This is a genomic window from Pseudomonas sp. FEN (genome assembly GCF_904067045.1).
In the GTDB taxonomy this organism is placed as follows: Bacteria; Pseudomonadota; Gammaproteobacteria; order Pseudomonadales; family Pseudomonadaceae; genus Aquipseudomonas.
Genome location: NZ_CAJFDC010000036.1, coordinates 841,585 through 861,937, shown reverse-complemented (window position 1 = coordinate 861,937; position 20,353 = coordinate 841,585). Strand labels below are relative to the sequence as shown.

Sequence of the window (20,353 nt, the reverse complement as noted above, 5' to 3'; positions counted from 1 at the left end):
GACTATTCATAATGGCACATCGCAGATAAGCAATTGGCTGTCATTCGCTGCCCCACCGCTCTCTCTGCGATCCACAATAGACAAGGATTCCTCCCGCGTGAACCAGCAAAACCTAGCCGACTTCATTTGGAGCGTGGCCGATGTGCTGCGTGGCGATTTCAAGCAATCGGAGTTCGGTCGCATCATCCTGCCGTTCACCGTGCTGCGTCGTCTGGAGTGCGTGCTGGAGCCGACTCGCGACAAGGTGCGCAGCCAGTTCCTGGCGATGCAGGCCAGTGGCGTGGATATGGATCTGATTCTGCCTGCCACCGCTGGCGCCACCTTCTACAACGTCTCACAGTTCGCCCTAGACAGTATTGGCTCCACCAGCACCAGCGCTAACCTGGAGGACTACATCGCCAAGTTCTCCGGCAACGCCCGTCAGGTGTTCGAGCACTTCGCCTTCGATGGCTGGCTGAGCAAGCTGGAAAACGCCAACCTGCTGTATCTGGTGACGCAGAAGTTCGCCAGTATCGACCTGCACCCCAACGTCATAAGCAACCACGAAATGGGTCTGGTGTTTGAGCACCTGATCCGCAAGTTCGCTGAATCCGCCAACGACACTGCCGGGGAGTTCTTCACCCCGCGTGACGTGGTACGCCTAGCCACCACCCTGATCTTCGCCCCCGACCATCAAGCCCTGAATGGCGATGGCGTGGTGCGCACCGTATATGACTGCGCCGCCGGCACGGGCGGCTTTCTGTCGTCAGCCATTGAGCAGGTGGCCGAGTGGAACCCCAATGCCCGCTTGGTGCCCTACGCCCAGGAATTGAACCCGGAAACCTACGCCATATCGGTGGCGGACAAGCTGATTCAGGGTTATGACACCAAGAACATCAAGCTAGGCAACACCCTCTCCAATGACATGCTGCCCCATGAGCAATTCGACTACTGCCTGGCCAACCCGCCGTTCGGCGTGAAGTGGGAGAAGGTGCAGAAGCAAGTGCAGGACGAGCAAACCAGTCTCGGTTTCGCCGGGCGCTTCGGCGCTGGCTTGCCGCGTGTGGGTGACGGCTCGCTGCTGTTCCTCATGCACCTGTTGTCCAAGCGCAAACCGGCAGAGCAGGGCGGCACGCGCATCGGTATCGTCCTGTCCGGCTCTCCACTGTTTAACGGTGGTGCTGGCTCTGGCGAGTCGGAGATCCGCCGCTGGATCTTGGAGAACGACTGGCTGGAGGCGATCATCGCCCTGCCCAACGACTTGTTCTATAACACCGGCATTGGTACCTACATCTGGGTGCTGTCCAACCACAAGGACGCCGGGCGCAAAGGTCAGGTGCAATTGATCGACGCCACCGCCATGCATGCGCCTATGCGCAAGAGCCTGGGTAGCAAGCGCAAGTTCTTGTCTGAAGAACAAATCGCCGAGATTGCCAAGCTCCACGAGGCCGGCGAGAGCGGCGTGAACAGCAAAGTATTTGCCACAACCGATTTCGGCTACCGACGTATCACTGTTGAGCGTCCGCTGCGCCTGCGCTTCTCGGTGACGCCGGAAAATCTCGCCGCCTATGAAGTCACTAAAGGGAGCGATCAGGCCGAAGCGTTCGCCAAGGTCGAAGGCAGCTTCGATAACCTGCCGGCCTTCCTCAAGGCCGCTGGCATCAAAAAGCTTGGCAAGGCTGCGTTGAAAACGGCACTGGCAAGCTTTGGCGAGCGCGACGCCAATGCCCAGCCGATGATGGACGACAAAGGCAATGTGCAGGCCGACAGCGACCTGCGCGAGTTCGAGAATGTGCCGCTGAATCAGTTTATCGACGACTACTTCGCTCGCGAAGTGTTGCCCCATGTGCCGGATGCCTGGATCGACACCAGCAAGATCGATGCGAAGGATGGCCAGGTCGGCATCGTAGGCTACGAGATCAACTTCAACCGTTACTTCTATATCTACCAGCCACCCCGTGCGCTGACCGAGATCGATGCAGACCTGAAGGCCGTGGAGGCCGAGATTGCTGTGCTGCTGGGTGAGGTGACGGCATGAGTCACTACAAGCCCTATCTGGCTTACAAGGACTCCGGGGTGGAGTGGTTGGGGCAGGTGCCGGAGCATTGGGAAATCACATATATCAAGCGTCTTGTCTCCTCAATCGAACAAGGCTGGAGCCCTGATTGCGAGTCGCGCCAGGCCGAGAAGGATGAGTGGGCCGTATTGAAGGTTGGATGTGTGAACGGCGGTGTCTTTCGACCTACCGAGAACAAAGCACTACCTTCGAGTCTCGAGCCAAAGCCACATCTAGGGTTGAGAAAGGGTGATGTATTGGTTTCTCGTGCCAATACGCGTGAGCTTGTAGGAGGTTGCGTAGTCGTCACGCAGGAATATCCGAGGTTGATGCTCTGCGACAAACTCTACAGGCTTGGTAGTGGTATTCGGGTAATTCCAGAGTTTCTGGCGGCGTTGATTACTGTCCATGGGCGACGTGCGGTAGAGGTAGAGGCCAACGGTGCCAGCTCATCGATGGTGAATATTGCCCAGTCCGTCATCCTCAATCTTCCTGTTGGGCTTCCGTCATTAGACGAGCAAGCCTTTATCGTTTCTTGGATGGCTCGCGAAACAGCCCGCATCGACGCGCTGGTGGAGAAGAAAACCCGCTTTATCGAACTGCTGCGCGAAAAGCGCCAGGCGCTGATCACCTATGTCGTCACCAAGGGCCTCGATCCGAACGTGAAGATGAAAGACTCCTGCGTGGAGTGGCTGGGAGAGGTGCCAGAGCATTGGGCTTTCGCGCGCTTCCGGGATCTTTGCATTAGCATCTCTACGGGGCCATTCGGTACCGCGCTTGGTAATGAAGACTATGTGACTGGCGGTGTTCCCGTTATTAACCCTTCACATATTTCGGATGATCAGTGCTGCCCTAATTCGGATATTTCCGTTTCAGAGGAAACCGCAGAGCGACTGAGTTTCTGGGCAATGCGTTCTGGCGATCTGGTGACTGCTCGTCGGGGTGAACTGGGGCGAGCAGCAGTAATTACTGATGAGCAGGATGGCTGGATTTGTGGCACAGGTTCTTTACGTGTCCGTCCAGACACTGGCCGAGTAGTCGTCAGCTATCTGCATACGGTCCTTCAGTCGCGTTATGCCCGTGAGTGGCTTAATCAGTCTTCCGTTGGCGCAACCATGGCAAACCTAAACGAAGGTATCCTCGGGCAACTGCCCGTGGCGTTGCCACTATCCACTGCGGAGCAGTCCACGCTACTTATATCGCTGAAAGCAAAGGTTGCCCGTCTGGATACGATTGAAGCTAAAGCGGCCGCAAGTGTTGCTCTTCTGCAGGAGCGCCGTTCCGCCCTGATTACCGCCGCCGTTACCGGCCAGATCGATCTGCGGGAGGCCGTATGAACCAAGGCCGCAGCATTCGGCTGTTTCTGGTGGATGGCACGCCCAATGGCCTGCTCACCGCCGAGATCATGAACTGGACCGGCCATGTGCTAACCGGCCCGCGCAGCAAGCTGGCCGAGCTGGTGCAGCGTCCGGAGTGCGCGCGTACCGGTGTGTACTTTCTAGTTGGCCCCGATCCGGAGAACAACCTGCGCTCGAAGGTGTATATCGGCGAGTCGGATGACGTGGCCAAGCGCCTCAAACAGCACAACCGCCCCGAGATTTCAGAGGGTACGGCGGGCGGCAAGGACTTCTGGGAGAAGGTCTGTCTGGTTACCAGCAAGGACCAGAACCTGACCAAGACCCATGTGAAGTACCTGGAAAGCCTGTTGATCGGTATCGCCAACACGGTCGGGCGTTGTGAGCTGGTCAATGGCACTGCGCATGATTACGGCAGCCTGCCGGAGTCCGACCGCGCCGACATGGCGTTCTTCCTGGAGCAGATTCGCACCGTGCTGCCGGTGCTGGGCTTCGACTTTTTGCGCGAGCTGACTAAGCCTTCCTTTGCTCTCAGCGTCAGCCCAACTGCCCCGGTTAGCCGTTCGCCACGCTTCACCCTGGATGTGCCACGCTATCGCATCAGTGCTCAGGGGCAGGAAATCGACGGTGAATTTTTTGTCCTTAAAGGCTCCAAGGCCCGCGCCGAATGGGTCGGTACTGAGAGCGGTTATCAGGGCTTGTTCAAGCAACTGGCCGATGACGGTGTGCTGGTAGCCGATGGCAGCGAGCACCTGCTGTTCAGCGACGACTACGCCTTCAGCAGCCCCAGTGCAGCGGCCGCCGTAGTCAGCGGACGCTCAGCCAATGGGCGGACTTCCTGGCTGGTCGAAGGCACAGGACAGTCGTATGCCGCCTGGCAAGAGGCCCAAGTCGCCGGGTTCGAACCCTCTGCCGAGAGCGAGTAACCCCACAATGACGCTAAACAATAACGACCTCGGCGCGAAGCTGAGCAGGGGGTTATTTGACGGGTATTTGACTGGAGCGTATGTCGTCAGGTGTTTGCCGTGGCGAGACGTGTTTGGCGATGGTGAGTCAATTTGCGACGCAGTGCGTCGTGAATTCAGACATAGACGTTTAGACAAGGAATAGGCATGAGCCACATCCACCACGAATGCGAACTGGAACGCCATATTGTCGAGCAGCTACAGGCTGCCGGGTGGCTGGTGGGCAAGTCCGCTGACTATGACGCAGCAAGAGCGTTATTCCCCGAGGATGTGCTCGGCTGGCTGGAGGAGAGCCAGCCCCAGGCCATGTCCAAGATCCGCGCCATGAACGGCGCTGGCACTGCGGCGGCGGTGCTGGACCGCTTGGTCAAGCAGCTGGAGAACAAGACCGACGGCGGCACGGTGAACGTGCTGCGCTACGGCTTTGCCGTGGCCGGTGGCGGCACCTTGGCCATGAGCCAGGGCTTGCCAGAGGATGATCGCAACGAGACGGTGATCCAGCGCTACGCAGCCAACCGCCTACGCGTGTTACCGCAGCTGCGTTACTCGCTGGACAAAGCCGACGAGATTGACCTGGCCTTCTTCATCAACGGCATTCCCGTGGCTACCGTGGAGCTGAAGACTGACTTCACCCAATCGGTCGAGGCAGCCATGCAGCAGTACCGCATGGATCGCAAACCTGAGCGCAAGAGTGGTGGCCTAGAACCGTTGCTGACCTTCCGTCGAGGTGCAGTGGTGCATTTCGCCATGAGCGACAGCGACATCCGCATGACCACCAAGCTGGCGGGTGATTCGACCTTCTTCCTGCCGTTCAACCGGGGTAACGACGGCGCAGCCGGCAACCCACCGGGTGACAACGGCAGCTATCCGGTGAGCTACTTCTGGGAGCGAGTGCTGCAAAAGGACAACTGGCTGCACATCTTCCACCGCTTTGTGCTGCAGGAGCGCAAGGAAGCCCAGGACGTAAATGGCAAGACCTATTTCAAGGAAGGCCTGATCTTCCCGCGCTTTCATCAGTGGGAAGGCGTAACCAAGATGATCGACGCGGTGCGTGTTGAAGGCGCTGGTCAGCCCTATCTGATCCAGCACAGTGCAGGTTCGGGCAAGACGAACACGATTGCTTGGACGGCGCATTCGTTGATCCGTGTGCGTCGCCCAGATGGCGAGCCGTACTTCCATAGCGTGATTGTGGTCACCGACCGCCAGGTGCTGGATCAGCAATTGCAAGAGGCCATTCAGCAGATCGAGCACCAGGCAGGGGTTGTGTGCGCCATCGAACGTCAGCAATCCAGTTTGCCGAAGAGTCAGCAGTTGGCCAAGGCTATGCTCGACGGCGTGCCGATCATCGTCTGCACACTGCAGACCTTTCCCTACGCACAGAAGGCGATCCTCGGCGAGACCAGTCTGCGAAACCGTCGCTTTGCAATCATTATCGACGAGGCGCACAGCTCCACGGGAGGCAGCACTGCTGATGACCTGCGCTATGTATTGACCGGCCAAAGTGAGGACGAGTGGGACAAACTGAGTAAGGAACAGCGTCTGTCAGTCTGGCAGTCGTCACGCAGCCGACCAGGTAATGCCAGCTACTTTGCCTTCACCGCCACGCCCAAACATTCGACGCTGAGTCTGTTTGGCCGCCCGCGTAATGCGGCGCTGCCAGTGAGCCAAGAAAATCCACCGGCACCGTTTCACCTTTACACCATGCAGCAGGCCATCGAGGAGGGCTTCATCCTTGATGTGCTGAAGAACTACACCAGCTACAACGTGGCGTTCAAAATCGGCAGCGAGTTTGTTGATGACAAGCGTGTGGATGAGAAGAGCGCCAAGCGTTCGTTGGCCAAGTGGCTGTCACTCAACCCGGTGAACGTGGGACAGAAGGTCGAGCTGATCGTCGAGCACTTTCGTAAGAACGTGGCCCATCTGCTTGGTGGTCAGGCCAAGGCCATGGTGGTGACTGGCTCGCGTGCAGCTGCGGTGAAGTACCACCTGGCTCTACTGGACTATTGCCAGCGTAGGGGTTACGAGAACGTGCAGGCGATGGTGGCGTTTTCCGGTGAGGTGGCCAATACCGATGTTCAGGAAGGTAGCCTCCCCAGCGATCACCAGTTCACTGAAACCAATTTGAACCCCGGTCTGCAAGGTCGCGACATGCGCAAGGTGTTCGATACCCCGGACTACCGGGTGATGATCGTTGCCAACAAGTACCAGACTGGGTTCGACCAGCCCAAGCTGGTGGCCATGTACCTGGACAAGAAAATATCTGGCGTAGAAGCTGTGCAGACCCTGTCGCGGTTGAATCGTACCTTTCCCGGAAAGGACAAGACCTACGTCATCGACTTTGCCAACGAGGCAGAGGAGATCCAGGCGGCCTTTAAGACCTTTTACCGCGATGCCCAGGTGGCCGATATTCAGGACCCGAACATCGTCTACGACATCAAGCAGCGCCTGGATGGCATGTTCATCTATGAGGCTGCAGAGGTCGATGCTTTTGGCGAGGCCATCGTGGATCGCAATGTCACTCATCAGAAGCTTTACTCGCTGACCCAATCGGCCACCGACCGTTTCAATGGCAAGTTGAAGACGCTCAACGATGCGATCGATCAATGGGAAAAAGCCTGGGAAGCCGCCCACGATAGCTGCGACGAGAAGGGCATGGAATACGCCGACGTACAGCGTGCCGAGTACTGCAAGGCGCGTGATGAGTTAATGATTTTCAGCGAGAGCCTGACCAAGTTTGTGCGCACCTATGAGTACGTTGCCCAGTTGGTGGAGTTTGGTGACCCAGCACTGGAGTCGTTCGCCAGCTACGCACGGCTGCTACGCAAACGCTTGAAGGGTATCAGCGCCGAACAGGTGGATCTGGGCGATCTCAAACTCAGCCACTACAAGATCAAGAGCGGTGACGGTTTGACCGGGCTTTCAACCGTGGGTGAATCACCAGAGCTATATGGCATCACCGATAACGGCCTGCGCGACGCGCGCGACCGCGAGAAAAAATACCTCGCCGATCTGATCGAAAAGCTCAACAACGCCTTCGGTAAGGACATCACCGACACGGATCAGGTGGCCTTCGCTGTGCATGTGTCCGAAAAGCTTCGCGATGATGTTGTGGTAATGGCCCAGGTGCAGAACAACACCATGGATCAGGCCATGAAGGCCGACCTACCGATGAAGGCCATCCAGGCAATTGCGGGGGCCATGAGCAGCCACACCAGCATGGCGACCAAGCTGTTGAGCGACGAGGCAACGCGGGATGTGTTCCTGACGGTGGTATATGAATTGCTGAAGAAGGATGCGGGGGCAGACCTGCAGAGCTCGACCAGGGCTTAAGTTTTTAGCAGTCCAGACCAAAAAAAGAAAATGGCATTGAGGCAGGCAGGAGGCACTGTAGCCTCCTGTCTGCTTTATGTCGTTTATTCGATTTTGGGGAGGCGCTTGAGCACCCAGTGAAAGAGTAGGAAGGCAATGCCGTCGTTGAAGTGGGCAAGGCGTTTGGGCAGGCGAAGGTAGTAGAGGCCGTGGCGGCTCTTCTCAACGTGGTGGGGCATTACAGACACACTCCAGAGTGGGTGCGTCAGGGGAGGCGTGCCGCCCATTTCTGCCGCCTTTTACCTCCCATTCGGTATTCCTACGAATCGAATAAGAGGTAAAAAGCTTTAGAAAACAACGACTTACAACAAATTTGGTGGAGCCGGGGGGATTTGAACCCCCGTCCGCCAGTACTCCGCTGTCGGTACTACATGCGTAGCCGTGTCTATTAAGTTAACCCGCAGCGACCCGACGGGCAGGGTGCTTTGGGCGAGTTGTGTAAGTTTTAGCCGATTCGTCCACAACGTACTGCACGGCGATTCTGTTCTATATGACAATCATTTTGGGTTTACAGACATCCCCTGATGATTGCTGGCACCGAAGTAGCCAGGAGGAAGGCTAGCGCCGCTTACGCAGCGAGAGCTTGTTCCCCGTAATGGTCGTCATTGGCAACTATAAGTAGTTGCAACAGTGGATTTACGAGTTCTGTTACCAACTCGGCATGCACCTAGAGTTTCGCGACCGGCGTCGAATCCTAAACGGCCCCGTGCCTGCTGTACGTAACCAGCAGGCATGCACAGTGTACGCCAATCTGGCTCGCAAGGCCATCCCGATACTGACCAGCTTTACTGGCCGGCTTTGGGGCTGTTGCGGATTTCCTGGAGCGCCCGCTCGGTGATGGCGACGCACTCCCGGGCGCTGTCGTTGGTGTTTCTATCCGCGGCGGCCTTGGCCTGCTGGATGCTGGTCTCAAGGTTGGCCTGCTGGTTGGAATCCAGCTGGGTCTTGGCACTGTTGAGGCTCTGCAGGTTCATCGCGCAAAGGTCCTTCTCGGCCGAGGCAAACGCCGGGGCGGCGAGGACGCAGGTGCTGACAAACAGGCCCAGCAGCACGGAACGCTTCATGTGTATCTCCTTGAACTGAGTGACCCGATTTCATTGCTGATCAGAGCGGACTGTCGAGTAGGGCGAGTCCCGCGCTCGCGGGACTCGTTCTATGGACTACCGCCGCTGGCCAAGGTTCTATTTTATCCCCGCGCCGACTTGGCCCGGGTCACCCGATCCACCAGGTACACCAGCCCGTGATAGTCGATCCCGCCATGCTGGCTCAAGCCGATCTCGCAGGTGCGGCTGGTGGAGATGCCCTCTTCGCAATACTGCACGGCGTCCTTCAAGGTCCGCAGCGAGTGGGCATTCAGTTCCGGGGTGGTGAAGCCCTTGTCGCCGGCAAAACCACAGCAGTGGATGCCTTCCGGAATCACCACGTTGTTGCTGCAACGCCGCGCCAGGTCGATCAGCGCCTGGCTTTCGCCGAGGTGCTGGGTGCTGCAGGTTACGTGCACGGCAATCGGCGCGTCCTGCGGCGTGAATTCCAGCCGCTCCAGCAGGTGCGTGCGAATGAAACGCACCGGATCGTAGAGATCGAGGCGGGTCTCGCCCAGGTCCTGCACCAGGCGCAAGGTGCACGGGCTGGTGTCGCAGTAGATCGGGTCGAGGCCGCCACGGCTGGCATGCAGCAGCGCGCCGATCAGTTCCTGGCGCTTGTGCTCGGCCTGCTCGACGTAGCCCTTGGAGGCAAACGGCTGGCCACAGCAGAGCTGGTCGGTGTTGTCCGGGAACACCACCTGGTAACCGGCTTTTTCCAGCAGGCCGCGGGTCTTGTCCAGTAGCGACATCTGTTCCTTGTCACCGGCCGCCGGCCCCATTACCCGCGAGACGCAGGCGGCCAGATAGACCACCCGTGGGCGTGCATCGCCGACCGCCGGACTGAAGCGCACCGCCCGTTCCGGCTGCGGCATGGCACTGGTCCATTGCGGCACGCGGCCCTTGGACAGACGCGTCAGGCTTGACGACAGTTTCGCCAGGCGCGGCGCCCCGAGCAGCATGCGCGCGCCATTGGCGACATGCAGGGTAAAGCGCGCGCCCTGCAATACCGTATCGAAATGCGTGCCGAGCCAGTCGGCGGTTTTGCCATGGCTGGCTTGCTCGCCCCGGAGCTTTTTCACCAGCTCACCGGTATTGATCCCCACCGGGCAACGTTGCGCGCACAACCCGGTCGCGGCGCAGGTATCGATGCCCTGGTACTGATAGGCCGCCTCCAGTTCCGTGGTGTCGACCCCGGCGCGTTTTTTCGCCTGGATATCGCGCCAGATCACGATCCGCTGGCGCGGGCTCAAGGTCAGTCCCTTCGATGGGCAGACCGGTTCGCAGAAGCCGCACTCGATGCATTTGTCGACGATCTCGTCGGCGGCCGGCAACGGTTTGAGGTGTTTGAGGTGTATCTGCGGGTCGTCGCTGAGCACCACGTCCGGGTTGAGAATGCCCTGGGGGTCGAGCAGGCGCTTGATCGCCCACATCAACTGGTAGGCATCCTGGCCCCATTCCAGTTCGACAAACGGCGCCATGTTGCGTCCGGTACCGTGCTCGGCCTTGAGCGAACCGCCGAACTCGACCGCCACCAGATGCGCGACGTCATCCATGAATGCCTGGTAGCGGGCCACTTCGGCGGCGCTGTTGAAACCCTGGGTGAAGACGAAGTGCAGGTTGCCCTCCAGGGCATGGCCGAACAGGATCGCTTCGTCGTAGTGGTGTTTGTCGAACAGGGCGATCAGGCGGTTGACGCCGATGGCCAGTTGTTCGACCGGGAAGGTCACGTCTTCGATGATCACCGTGGTGCCGGTCTTGCGCACGGCGCCGACGGCGGGGAAGGTGTCCTTGCGGATCGCCCAGAGCTGGGCGTTTTCGCTCGGGTCTTCAGTGAAATCGACCTGTTTTTCCACCGGGAACGGCGCCAGCGAGGTCATGATCTGCCGCAGTTGCTCCTGCAACAGCGATGAGGACGCGGCACGGGATTCGATCAGCAATGCGCAAGCGCCGTTGGACAGTTCACGCACGAAGGCCGGCATGCCCGGCTTTTCCTGTACCGAGCGCAGGCTGCGCCGATCAAGCAGTTCCACGGCGGACACCGGCTGGCTTTTCAGTACGGTGACGGCGGTGCAGCAGGTTTCCACATCGGGGAAGACGATCAGCGCCGAAGCCTTGTTCGGATGGTCGATCACGGTGTCGTAGGTCACCGCGCTGATAAACCCCAACGTCCCTTCGGACCCCACCAGCAGATGGCTGAGGATCTCCAGCGGCTCATCGAAATCCACCAGGGCATTGAGGGACAGGCCGGTGGTGTTTTTCAGCCGGTATTTGTGCCGGATCTTCGCCGCCAACTCGCTGTTGGCGCGGGTTTCCTGGCCCAGCACCGCCAGCTGCTGGAGCAGCGAGCCATGGCTCTGGCGAAAGGCCGCGACGCTGGCGGCGTCCTCGGTGTCCAGGCGGCTGCCGTCGGCCAGGATCAGACGCATTCCGGCCAGGGTGTGGTAGGTGTTCTGCGCGGTGCCGCAGCACATGCCGCTGGCGTTGTTGGCAACGATGCCACCGATCTTGCAGGCGTTGATCGACGCCGGGTCCGGACCGATCTTGCGCCCGAACGGCGCCAGCCAGGCGTTGGCCTGGGCGCCGATGACGCCGGGTTGCAGGCGGATCTGCGCGCCCTGGTGACGAATCTCCCGGGCATTCCAGTGGTCGCCGAGTACGATCAGTACCGAGTCGCTGATGGCCTGGCCCGACAGGCTGGTGCCGGCGGCGCGGAACGTCACCGGGACCTGGTCGCGGCTTGCCAGCTTGAGCAGGGCCACCACTTCGTCTTCGGATTCGACGCGGATCACCAGTTTGGGGATCAGCCGGTAGAAGCTGGCGTCGGTGCCGAAGGCCAGGGTCGAGAGCGGGTCGTCGAAACGGCGCTCGCCGGGGATCAGGCGTTCGACCGCGTGGAGGAACGGTTGGGGCAGGCTCATGCAAACTCCTCACGGGGTCGCGGCGTCGGGTGCGCTACGTGCCCCGTTCAATCAGGCGGTGATTCGTCTCGGCGCGATGTTCAGGCGCCCAGTTCACGAACCAGCGAATCACGGTTGATCTCGCTGATGGACTTGGCGCCGGTGAGCACCATGGCCACGCGCATTTCCTTCTCGAACAGGTCCAGCAGATTCTTCACGCCGGCTTCGCCAGCGGCGGCGAGGGCGTAGAGGAACGCGCGGCCGATCAGCACGGTGTCCGCGCCCAGGGCGATCATGCGTACCACGTCCAGGCCGCTGCGGATGCCGGAGTCGGCGAGGATCTTCAGGTCGCCTTTCACCGCATCGGCGATGGCCGGCAGCGCGCGGGCGCTGGACAGCACGCCGTCGAGCTGGCGACCGCCATGGTTGGAAACCACGATGCCGTCGGCGCCGAACTTCACCGCGTCCCTGGCATCCTGCGGGTCGAGAATGCCCTTGATGACCATCGGCCCTTCCCAGAACTCGCGGATCCACTCCAGGTCCTTCCAGGAAATCGACGGGTCAAAGTTGTTGCCCAGCCAGCCGATGTAGTCGCCCAGGCCGGTCGGGTTGCCGCGATACTTCGAGATATTGCCGAGGTCGTGGGGCTTGCCCATCAGGCCCACGTCCCAGGCCCACTGCGGGTGAGTCATGGCTTGCCAGACACGCCGCAGTGGTGCGTTCGGACCGCTCATCCCGGAATGCGCATCACGGTAGCGGGCGCCCGGCACCGGCATGTCCACGGTAAAGACCAGGGTGGTGACCCCCGCGGCCTTGGCGCGCTCCAGGGCGTTGCGCATGAAGCCGCGGTCCTTGAGCACGTAAAGCTGGAACCACATGGGCCGGTCGATGGCGGGGGCGACTTCCTCGATCGGACAGACCGATACGGTCGACATCGTAAAGGGAATGCCCTTGGCCGCCGCCGCGCGGGCCGCCTGAACCTCGCCGCGCCGGGCATACATGCCGGTCAGGCCGACGGGGGCGAGGGCCACCGGCATGCTCAAGGTCTCATTGAACAGGCGGGTTTCCAGGCTCAACTCGGACATGTTGTTCAGTACGCGCTGACGCAGGGCGATGTTCGCCAGGTCCTCGACGTTATGGCGCAGGGTATGCTCGGCGTAGGCGCCGCCGTCGGCATAGTGGAACAGGAACGGCGGCAGCTTGCGTTGGGCGGCTGCGCGGTAATCGGTGGAGGCGGAAATAATCATGGGGGCTCGCAGCGTTGGTTGAAAGGGAGCGGTTGCCGGGGGCTTCGACAGGCCCCCGGGCCCTTGTCACTTTAGTGCACCAGCATGCCGGTGAAGATATAGGCCTGAAGCAGCGTGATCAGTCCGACAATGGTGGCGAAGAACAGGCTGTGCTTGAGGGTGAAGCGGAACAGATCCGACTCCTTGCCCACCAGGCCGGTGGCGGCGCAGGCCACGGCGATCGATTGCGGGGAGATCATCTTGCCAGTGACGCCGCCGCTGGTATTGGCCGCCACCAGCAGGATGTCGTTGACGCCGATCTGGTGCGCGGTGGTCGCTTGCAACGAGCTGAACAGGGCGTTGGACGAGGTGTCGGAACCGGTGAGGAACACCCCGAGCCAGCCAAGGAACGGCGAGAAGAACGGGAACGCCGTGCCGGTCGCGGCCAGGACCAGGGCCATGGTCGAAGACATGCCCGAGTAGTTGGTGACGAAGGCGAAGGCCAGCACCATGCCGATGGACAGGATCGGCCAACGCAGCTCGTAGAAGGTCTCTTTTAAAGTGGTCAGACCGGTTTTGATGTCGATCTTCAGGATCAGCATCGATACCAGGGCGGAGAAGAAAATCGCCGTGCCGGTGGCAGAGATCGGATCGAGCTTGAAGATCGCCGGAATCGCGGTGGGCGTCGCGACGATCGGTGCGCTCTTGATCACCAGTTGGTCCAGGTGCGGGATGGCGAAGTTGAACACCGTGCCGTACATCGAACCGCCCGTGGCGAACATGGCCTTGAACGATTTCAGGGTCCAGATCGTCACCAGCACGGTGAGGATCAGGAACGGTGACCAGGCCTTGAGGATCTGTCCCAGGCTGTAGGGCGAGGCGAGGCTGCTGCGTGGCTGACCGAAACCGCCGACACTGGCGCTGACCACGGTGTTCGAGGCCGCGCCGGCGATCTGCGCGCCGGCCGTGCGCTTGGGTTGCCAGACCTTCAGGAACAGGGTCAGCGAGACCAGGCTGACCAGCGCCGAGGTGATGTCCGGCAGTTCCGGGCCGATGAAGTTCGAGGTGAAGAACTGGGTCACCGCGAAGCTCAGCCCGGCTACCAGCGCGGCTGGCCAGGTTTCCCGCACGCCGCGCAGGCCGTCCATCATGAACACCAGCCAGAACGGTACGAACAGCGACAGCAGCGGCAGTTGGCGACCGGCCATGGCGCCGATCTTGAAGGCGTCGAGGCCGGTGACCTGGCCGGCGACGATGATCGGAATGCCCAGGGCGCCGAAGGCGACCGGCGCGGTGTTGGCGATCAGGCACAGGCCGGCGGCGTAGAGCGGGTTGAAACCCAGGCCGACCAGCAGGGCGGCGGTGATCGCCACCGGGGCGCCGAAGCCGGCGGCACCTTCCAGGAACGCGCCGAAGCAGAAGCCGATCAGCAGCACTTGCAGGCGCTGGTCATCGGTAATCGATAGCACCGAGCTGCGGATGATTTCGAACTGGCCGCTCTTGACCGTCAGTTTGTAGAGGAACACCGCCGCGACGATGATCCAGGCGATGGGCCACAAACCATAGGCGAAGCCGTAGCCGGCGGCGGCAAGCGCCATGTCGCCCGGCATCTTGAAGGCAAAGATCGCCACCAGGATCGCCAGGACGAGAGTAATGCTCCCCGCCACATGACCCTTGAGGCGAAACACCGCCAGGGCCAGGAAGAAGAACACGATGGGAATCACGGCCGCGAGAGCGGACAGCCCGAGGCTGCCGAGTGGGCTGTAGAGCTGTTGCCAGGTTTGCATAATGGGGTGGCCCCTAATTGTTGTTGGTCAGGCACTGAGGGTGATTTGGATAATTGGTAATACCAATTTACAATCGCCGAGCGCTAGGTTAAAAGCGTTGCTGGTGATGTGTCAATTTGCCGCCCTGAAACTTTCGTCTGATAGGTGTCCGGTGGACGGCTTGATCAGCTGATTTATGTCGTATCTGGCAGGTGCTGGCGGCGTCTCTATCAGCCAGAATAGACAGTCCCGGCGAGGGTTCGGGATCGTGAGGAGTGAGTGATGGGGTTTGATCAGGTTCGTCAGCGCCGTTTGTCTGACGATATTGTCCAGCGGCTCGAGGAGATGATTCTCGAGGGCACGCTCCAGGCCGGTGAGCGACTGCCGGCCGAACGCGCGCTGGCCGAGCAGTTCGGCGTCTCACGCCCGTCGTTGCGCGAGGCGATCCAGAAGCTGGTGGCCAAGGGGATGTTGGTCAGCCGCCAGGGCGGTGGCAACTATGTGGTGGAGTCGTTGGGTTCGACCTTCAGCGATCCGTTGCTGCACCTGCTGGAAAGCCATCCGGAAGCCCAGCGCGACCTGCTGGAGTTTCGCCATACGTTGGAGGCGTCCTGCGCTTATTACGCGGCATTGCGGGCGACCGAGGTGGACCGCGAGCGCCTGCGCCTGGCCTTTGAGCAGTTGCAGAGCTGCTATGCGCGCGCGGACGAGGTGAGTCGGGCGGAGGAGGGCGCGGCGGACGCGAGTTTTCACCTGGCGATTGCCGAGGCGAGTCATAACGCCGTGTTGCTGCATACCATCCGTGGCTTGTTCGATTTGCTCAAGCGCAACGTGGTGACCAATATCGGCGGTATGTACCAGCAACGCAGTGAAACCCGGGACATGCTGATCAATCAGCACCGCGAGTTGTACCTGGCGATTATCGAGGGGCGCGCGGAAGCGGCGCGGGAAGTGTCCAGCCGGCACATTCTGTATGTGCAGGAGGTGCTGGAGGAAGTGCGCCAGGAAGTGCAGCGGGTGGCGCGGGCGGAGCGGCGCAAGGGGATCTAGAAGGCGGTCGGGTCATGTGGCGAGCGGGCTTGCCCGCGCTGGGCTGCGAAGCGGCCCTGAAATCAGCGACTTCATTGTGTCAGGCAGAACGCAATCACCGGTTTTACGACTGCTTCGCAGCCGAGCGCGGGCAAGCCCGCTCGCCACAAATATCGGCCAGACTTAAGATTGCTCTTAACTGACAGGCATTGAGGCAAGCCTCCCTCGCCGCACTCAGTCTTCCTTGCCCTTGTTGCGCACGGCGCGCTGCAAGTCCCGGTTGGCATCGCGCTCGCGCTCGGTATCGCGCTTGTCGTATTCCTTCTTGCCCTTGCCCAGGGCAATCTCGCACTTGACCAGGTGCTTGCTCCAGTACAGCGACAGGCAGACGCAGGCATGGCCTTTCTGCTGTACGGCCGCGTGGATCTTTTCCAGCTCGCGCTGGTTGAGCAGCAGCTTGCGCGTGCGCGTCGGGTCGGCAATCACGTGGGTGCTGGCGGTGGTCAAGGGCGTGAAGTGGCTGCCGAACAACCAGGCTTCACCGTTCTTGAGCAGTACATAGCTGTCGACCAGCTGTGCCTTGCCTGCACGTAGACTCTTTACTTCCCAGCCGGCCAGGACCAGACCAGCCTCGAACCGTTGTTCGACGAAGTAATCGTGGCGCGCCTTTTTATTTTGCGCGATGGTCCCTGTGGGGTGTTTCTTCTGTTTAGCCATAGGGGCGGCATTATAGGGAGTTGCGCGTCACTCGGCTACGGTGAAGCTGCGTGCTTGAGCGCGTAGGATGAATCCCGGACAATGCGCGCACTTTTGTTTGCTGCCCAGCCCTGGAATCAACGCTGACATGACGACCCATATTCAACGTTCGGCCTTGCTGCCTTACCCGGCACAGGCGCTTTATGACCTGGTGAACGACGTCGCGCGTTACCCGGAGTTTCTCCCGTGGTGCGCCTCGGCCCAGGTGCTGGAAAGCTCGGAGGTGCATATGCGCGCCACGCTGGCGATCGCCAAAGGCGGTTTGAGCCAGAATTTCGTCACCCGCAATACCCTGGTGTCAGGGCAATCGATTGAAATGAACCTGGAAGAAGGACCGTTCAATCAGTTGCATGGTGTCTGGGTGTTCAAGGCCTTGGGGGAGAAAGCCTGCAAGATCAGCCTGGACCTGACCTTCGATTATGCCGGGCCCATCGTGCGGGCGACCCTGGGGCCGCTGTTCAATCAGGCGGCCAATACCCTGGTGGACGCCTTCTGTCAGCGCGCCAAGCAGCTCCATGTCTGAGCCGTCGATCGCGATAGAGGTGATCTACGCCGATGTCGGGCGTCAGTCTCTGCGCACGGTTACGGTGCCGCTGGGGACGACGTTGCGGGAGGCGGTGCGCCTGTCGGGGCTCGCCGAGCAGTTTCCCGGGCTGGATGTGCGGGGTTGTCCGCTGGGGATCTTCGGCAAGGTGATTGCCGATGCCGATACTCGTGCGGTTGAGGCGGGTGATCGTATCGAAATCTATCGTCCCTTGCTGGCCGATCCCAAGGAAGTTCGGCGCCTGCGTGCGGAAAAAGCGGCGAAGGCCAAGGCGCAAAACCTGTAGCCATTGTCTTGCACAGGATCTGTGTAGTGGTTGGCTTGAAGCGTGTTTTCCTGCAGGCAACAAAAAGCCCGGACATGCCGGGCTTTTTTGTATCGCCGTTTTACTGCGGCGTGGTGTCCAGCGGCTCCGGCGTCGGAACCGGTACGGCTTTCACGCCGTCGACATCCTTCTGGATCTGGTCCAACAGCGAGCCGGGCTTGACCGGCTTCTCGGGTTTCGGCTTCTCGGCGTTCTGCGCCGGAGCATTCACCGTCGTGCCGCTGTCCTTGCCAAGAATCGCTTCGTCGCGGCTCACGCCTGGCTTGAAGTCGCCAGACAGGCTGGCCAGCTGGTCATTGGCATTGAACAGCAGACTGATACGCTCCTGCTGGCGTTCACCGCCGCCTGGCTGCAGGCTATACAGGTAATCCCAGCGATTGGCGTGGAATGTGTCGGTCAGCAGGGGGTTGCCCATGATAAACCTTACTTGCTTGCGGGTCATTCCCGGGCGCAACTGGTCTATCATGTCCTGCGTGACGACATTGCCCTGTTGGATGTCGATTTTGTAAACCCCGGGGAATGAACAACCGGCGAGTGCGAGCAGTCCCACTAAGGTAAAACTGGTTAGCAACAGCTTGGTGTTTTGCATCGGTGGGCGACTTCCACTATCTTGGCTGGGACAACGTAAACCCCGATCATACCCGTATTAAGAGAAGCTGCGAAGCAGCATCGCGAGAAAGCTGACCATGGTTGAAAATAGCGAACTACGTAAAGCCGGCTTAAAAGTGACTCTGCCACGGGTCAAGATTCTGCAAATGCTCGATTCCGCCGAGCAGCGTCACATGAGCGCCGAGGATGTCTACAAAGCGCTGATGGAAGCTGGCGAGGATGTTGGCCTGGCAACGGTCTACCGTGTACTGACCCAGTTCGAAGCGGCCGGGTTGGTGGTTCGCCACAACTTTGACGGCGGCCATGCGGTATTCGAGCTGGCCGATGGCGGGCACCATGATCATATGGTCAATGTGGAGACCAGCGAGGTGATTGAGTTCACCAGCCTGGAAATCGAGAAGCTGCAGAAGGCTATTGCCGACGAGCACGGTTTCGATCTGGTGGACCACAACCTGGTGCTGTACGTGCGCAAGAAGAAAAAATAAGTCTGTCGCGAGTACAGGTTCACGCAACGAACAAAGGCGACCTCGGGGTCGCCTTTGTGTTGTCTGTGGTCTGACTTTTTTGTTAGCGCAGATGTCCGAGCCTAGACTTTGGCCGTGACCACCATCTTTTTCGCGTGAGCCAGGGACTCCTTGGTCAGGTCGATGCCCCCGAGCATGCGCGCGACTTCTTCGATCCGTTCGGTCTTGCTCAGTTTCGAGACGGCTGTGCGAGTGGCATCGCTGCCGCGCATCTTATGCACGAATAGATGATGGTGCCCTTGCGCCGCGACTTGGGGCAGGTGGGTGACCGTCAGTACCTGCCCGCGTTCGCCAAGACGGCGCAGCAATTGGCCGACGATCTCGGCGGTCGGGCCACCGATGCCTACGTCCACTTCGTCAAACACCAGTGTCGGGATGCGCGAGGTTTGCGCGGTGATGACCTGGATCGCCAGGCTGATCCGTGACAGCTCGCCGCCGGAGGCGACCTTGGCCAGCGCCTTGAGCGGCTGCCCGGGGTTGGCGCTGACCAGCAGTTCGACCTGCTCAAGGCCATAAGGCAGCAGCTCATTGCTGGCGTTGGCATGCAGTTCGATGCTGAAGCGCCCGCCGGGCATGCCCAGGCGCTGGATTTCCTGTTCCACGGCGCCAGCGAGGCCAGTCGCCGCTTGATGACGTAGATCACTAAGTTCCCGGGCCCGCTCCTGATAATGTCGGGCATAGGCCGCGAGTTCTTCGGTAAGGCGTTCGATGGCTTCGTCGTTGGCGTTGAGGGTTTCGATTTCATCCAGCAGCTTTTGCTGGAGGCTCGCGACTTCCGTTGGCTGGATACGATGCTTGCGCGCCAGGGTGTAGATCGCGTCGAGGCGTTCCTCGAGCTGTTGCAGACGGGCCGGGTCGGCATCGAAGTGGTCGAGGAAGCGGTTCAGTTCGCCGACGGCTTCCTCGACCTGGATCTGGGCGCTGGCCAGCAGGTTGGTGGCTTCGCCCAGGGCGCCGGAACCATTGTTGACGCTGGACAGGCGATTGAGGCTCGCGGTCAGGGCATTGAGCACATTGCCTGAATCGCTTTCGCTGCACTGTTCCACCACCTGGCGGCAGATGCCGAGCAGGGTTTCGGCATTGGTCAGGTTCTTGTGCTCCTGCTCCAGGTCACCCAGCTCGTTTTCCCCAAGGCCCAGGTTCTCGAGTTCTTCGAGCTGGTAGCTGAGCAGTTGGTGGCGGGCGCGCTGCTCGTCGCCGGAGTTGGAGAGGCGTTCGAGTTCCTGGCGGGTCTGGCGCCAGCGCTGGGCCGCCAGCTGCACCTGGCGGGCGAGGTCGGTGGCGCCCGCGTATTCGTCGAGCAGTCGGCGGTGGGTGTCGGTTTTCAGCAGGGACTGGTGTTCGTGCTGGCTGTGGATGTCGATCAGCAGTTCGCCGAGGGCCTTGAGGTCGCCCTGGGGGCAAGGCGAGCCATTGATATAGCCGCGCGAACGGCCTTCGGCGGTAATGACTCGGCGCAGGATGCACGGACCGTCGTTGTCCAGGTCGCGTTCGGCCAGCCAGGCCCGGGCTTCGGGGATGTCCTCGAGGTCGAAGGTGGCAAGGATATCGGCCTTGTCCGCGCCGGGGCGGACCACGCCGCTGTCGGCGCGGTCGCCCAGGGTCAGCCCGAGGGCGTCGAGCATGATCGACTTGCCGGCGCCGGTTTCGCCAGTGATTACGCTCATCCCGCGATCCAGTTCCAGATCGAGGTGTTCGACGATTGCGTAGTTATGTACGGACAGGTGCACCAGCATGAAGGCCGCTCCCAGGCTTTAGGTCTGGTTATTTATACAGTGTTTTGATTTGTGCTGACAATGCCTGTCCTTAGTTCGATTGGCTTGAATGTCGGGGTTTTTTAGTGCCATCGGTAATCCTTGCGCGGAATA

At 60.4% G+C, this 20,353-nt stretch carries 16 protein-coding genes and 1 other RNA gene; 8 read left to right on the top strand and 9 right to left on the bottom strand.

Going from position 1 to position 20,353, the window contains the following annotated elements; all coding sequences use genetic code 11:
- Nucleotides 1-97: 97 nt before the first annotated feature.
- The 4 genes from PFEN_RS27490 to PFEN_RS27475 all read left to right on the top strand — a co-directional run bounded on the left by PFEN_RS27490 (nt 98) and on the right by PFEN_RS27475 (nt 7,685).
- Nucleotides 98-2,017, top strand: coding sequence for a type I restriction-modification system subunit M (locus tag PFEN_RS27490; protein ID WP_191489726.1), 1,920 nt, complete (start codon nt 98-100; stop codon nt 2,015-2,017).
- Nucleotides 2,014-3,372 (top strand): restriction endonuclease subunit S, encoded by a 1,359-nt coding sequence (locus tag PFEN_RS27485; RefSeq protein ID WP_191489725.1) that lies wholly within the window; start codon nt 2,014-2,016, stop codon nt 3,370-3,372. The genes PFEN_RS27490 and PFEN_RS27485 overlap by 4 nt, the downstream gene beginning before the upstream one ends.
- Nucleotides 3,369-4,316, top strand: coding sequence for a GIY-YIG nuclease family protein (locus PFEN_RS27480; RefSeq protein ID WP_191489724.1), 948 nt, complete (start codon nt 3,369-3,371; stop codon nt 4,314-4,316). Before PFEN_RS27485 ends, PFEN_RS27480 begins: the two co-directional genes overlap by 4 nt.
- A 186-nt stretch (nt 4,317-4,502) precedes the next feature.
- Nucleotides 4,503-7,685, top strand: coding sequence for a type I restriction endonuclease subunit R (locus PFEN_RS27475; RefSeq protein WP_191489723.1), 3,183 nt, complete (start codon nt 4,503-4,505; stop codon nt 7,683-7,685).
- A gap of 83 nt (nt 7,686-7,768) precedes the next feature.
- On the opposite strand, the gene PFEN_RS31165 is transcribed toward PFEN_RS27475, so the two are convergent.
- The 6 genes from PFEN_RS31165 to PFEN_RS27450 form a co-directional block, all read right to left on the bottom strand.
- The gene (locus PFEN_RS31165; RefSeq protein ID WP_263596640.1) at nt 7,769-7,903 is read right to left on the bottom strand and encodes a hypothetical protein; all 135 of its coding nucleotides are present in this window, start codon (nt 7,901-7,903) and stop codon (nt 7,769-7,771) included.
- Nucleotides 7,904-8,038: 135 nt separating this feature from the next.
- Nucleotides 8,039-8,430: a transfer-messenger RNA gene (gene ssrA, locus PFEN_RS27470) on the bottom strand.
- Nucleotides 8,431-8,509: 79 nt separating this feature from the next.
- Nucleotides 8,510-8,788 (bottom strand): hypothetical protein, encoded by a 279-nt coding sequence (locus PFEN_RS27465; RefSeq protein WP_191489722.1) that lies wholly within the window; start codon nt 8,786-8,788, stop codon nt 8,510-8,512.
- A 122-nt stretch (nt 8,789-8,910) separates the two neighbouring features.
- Entirely contained in the window at nt 8,911-11,727 is a 2,817-nt protein-coding gene (locus tag PFEN_RS27460; protein ID WP_191489721.1) for an FAD-binding and (Fe-S)-binding domain-containing protein, read from the bottom strand.
- Between the two features lie 80 nt (nt 11,728-11,807).
- A complete protein-coding gene (gene lldD / locus PFEN_RS27455; protein ID WP_191489720.1) occupies nt 11,808-12,953 on the bottom strand; it encodes an FMN-dependent L-lactate dehydrogenase LldD in 1,146 nt (381 codons plus the stop codon).
- Nucleotides 12,954-13,024: 71 nt separating this feature from the next.
- On the bottom strand, nt 13,025-14,719 hold the full coding sequence (locus tag PFEN_RS27450; protein ID WP_191489719.1) for a lactate permease LctP family transporter: 1,695 nt from the start codon (nt 14,717-14,719) through the stop codon (nt 13,025-13,027).
- 261 nt (nt 14,720-14,980) lie between these two features.
- Here PFEN_RS27450 and PFEN_RS27445 point away from each other — a divergent pair, with 261 nt between their 5' ends.
- On the top strand, nt 14,981-15,748 hold the full coding sequence (locus PFEN_RS27445) for a GntR family transcriptional regulator (RefSeq protein ID WP_191489718.1): 768 nt from the start codon (nt 14,981-14,983) through the stop codon (nt 15,746-15,748).
- A gap of 213 nt (nt 15,749-15,961) precedes the next feature.
- Here the strand turns inward: PFEN_RS27445 and smpB are convergent, their stop codons facing one another.
- Nucleotides 15,962-16,444: an SsrA-binding protein SmpB gene (gene smpB / locus PFEN_RS27440; RefSeq protein ID WP_100939616.1), complete on the bottom strand. Its 483-nt coding sequence runs from the start codon at nt 16,442-16,444 to the stop codon at nt 15,962-15,964.
- Between the two features lie 127 nt (nt 16,445-16,571).
- On the opposite strand from smpB, the gene PFEN_RS27435 reads away from it, so the two are divergent.
- Nucleotides 16,572-17,006: a type II toxin-antitoxin system RatA family toxin gene (locus PFEN_RS27435; RefSeq protein ID WP_191489717.1), complete on the top strand. Its 435-nt coding sequence runs from the start codon at nt 16,572-16,574 to the stop codon at nt 17,004-17,006.
- Nucleotides 16,999-17,313: an RnfH family protein gene (locus PFEN_RS27430; RefSeq protein ID WP_191489716.1), complete on the top strand. Its 315-nt coding sequence runs from the start codon at nt 16,999-17,001 to the stop codon at nt 17,311-17,313. Before PFEN_RS27435 ends, PFEN_RS27430 begins: the two co-directional genes overlap by 8 nt.
- 100 nt (nt 17,314-17,413) lie before the next feature.
- Here PFEN_RS27430 and PFEN_RS27425 read toward each other — a convergent pair whose 3' ends face one another.
- A complete protein-coding gene (locus PFEN_RS27425) occupies nt 17,414-17,941 on the bottom strand; it encodes an outer membrane protein assembly factor BamE (protein ID WP_191489715.1) in 528 nt (175 codons plus the stop codon).
- Between the two features lie 97 nt (nt 17,942-18,038).
- Between PFEN_RS27425 and fur the strand changes: the two genes are divergently transcribed.
- On the top strand, nt 18,039-18,446 hold the full coding sequence (fur, locus tag PFEN_RS27420) for a ferric iron uptake transcriptional regulator (RefSeq protein ID WP_191489714.1): 408 nt from the start codon (nt 18,039-18,041) through the stop codon (nt 18,444-18,446).
- Nucleotides 18,447-18,547: 101 nt separating this feature from the next.
- Here fur and recN read toward each other — a convergent pair whose 3' ends face one another.
- Entirely contained in the window at nt 18,548-20,221 is a 1,674-nt protein-coding gene (recN, locus tag PFEN_RS27415) for a DNA repair protein RecN (protein WP_191489713.1), read from the bottom strand.
- Nucleotides 20,222-20,353: the final 132 nt, after the last annotated feature.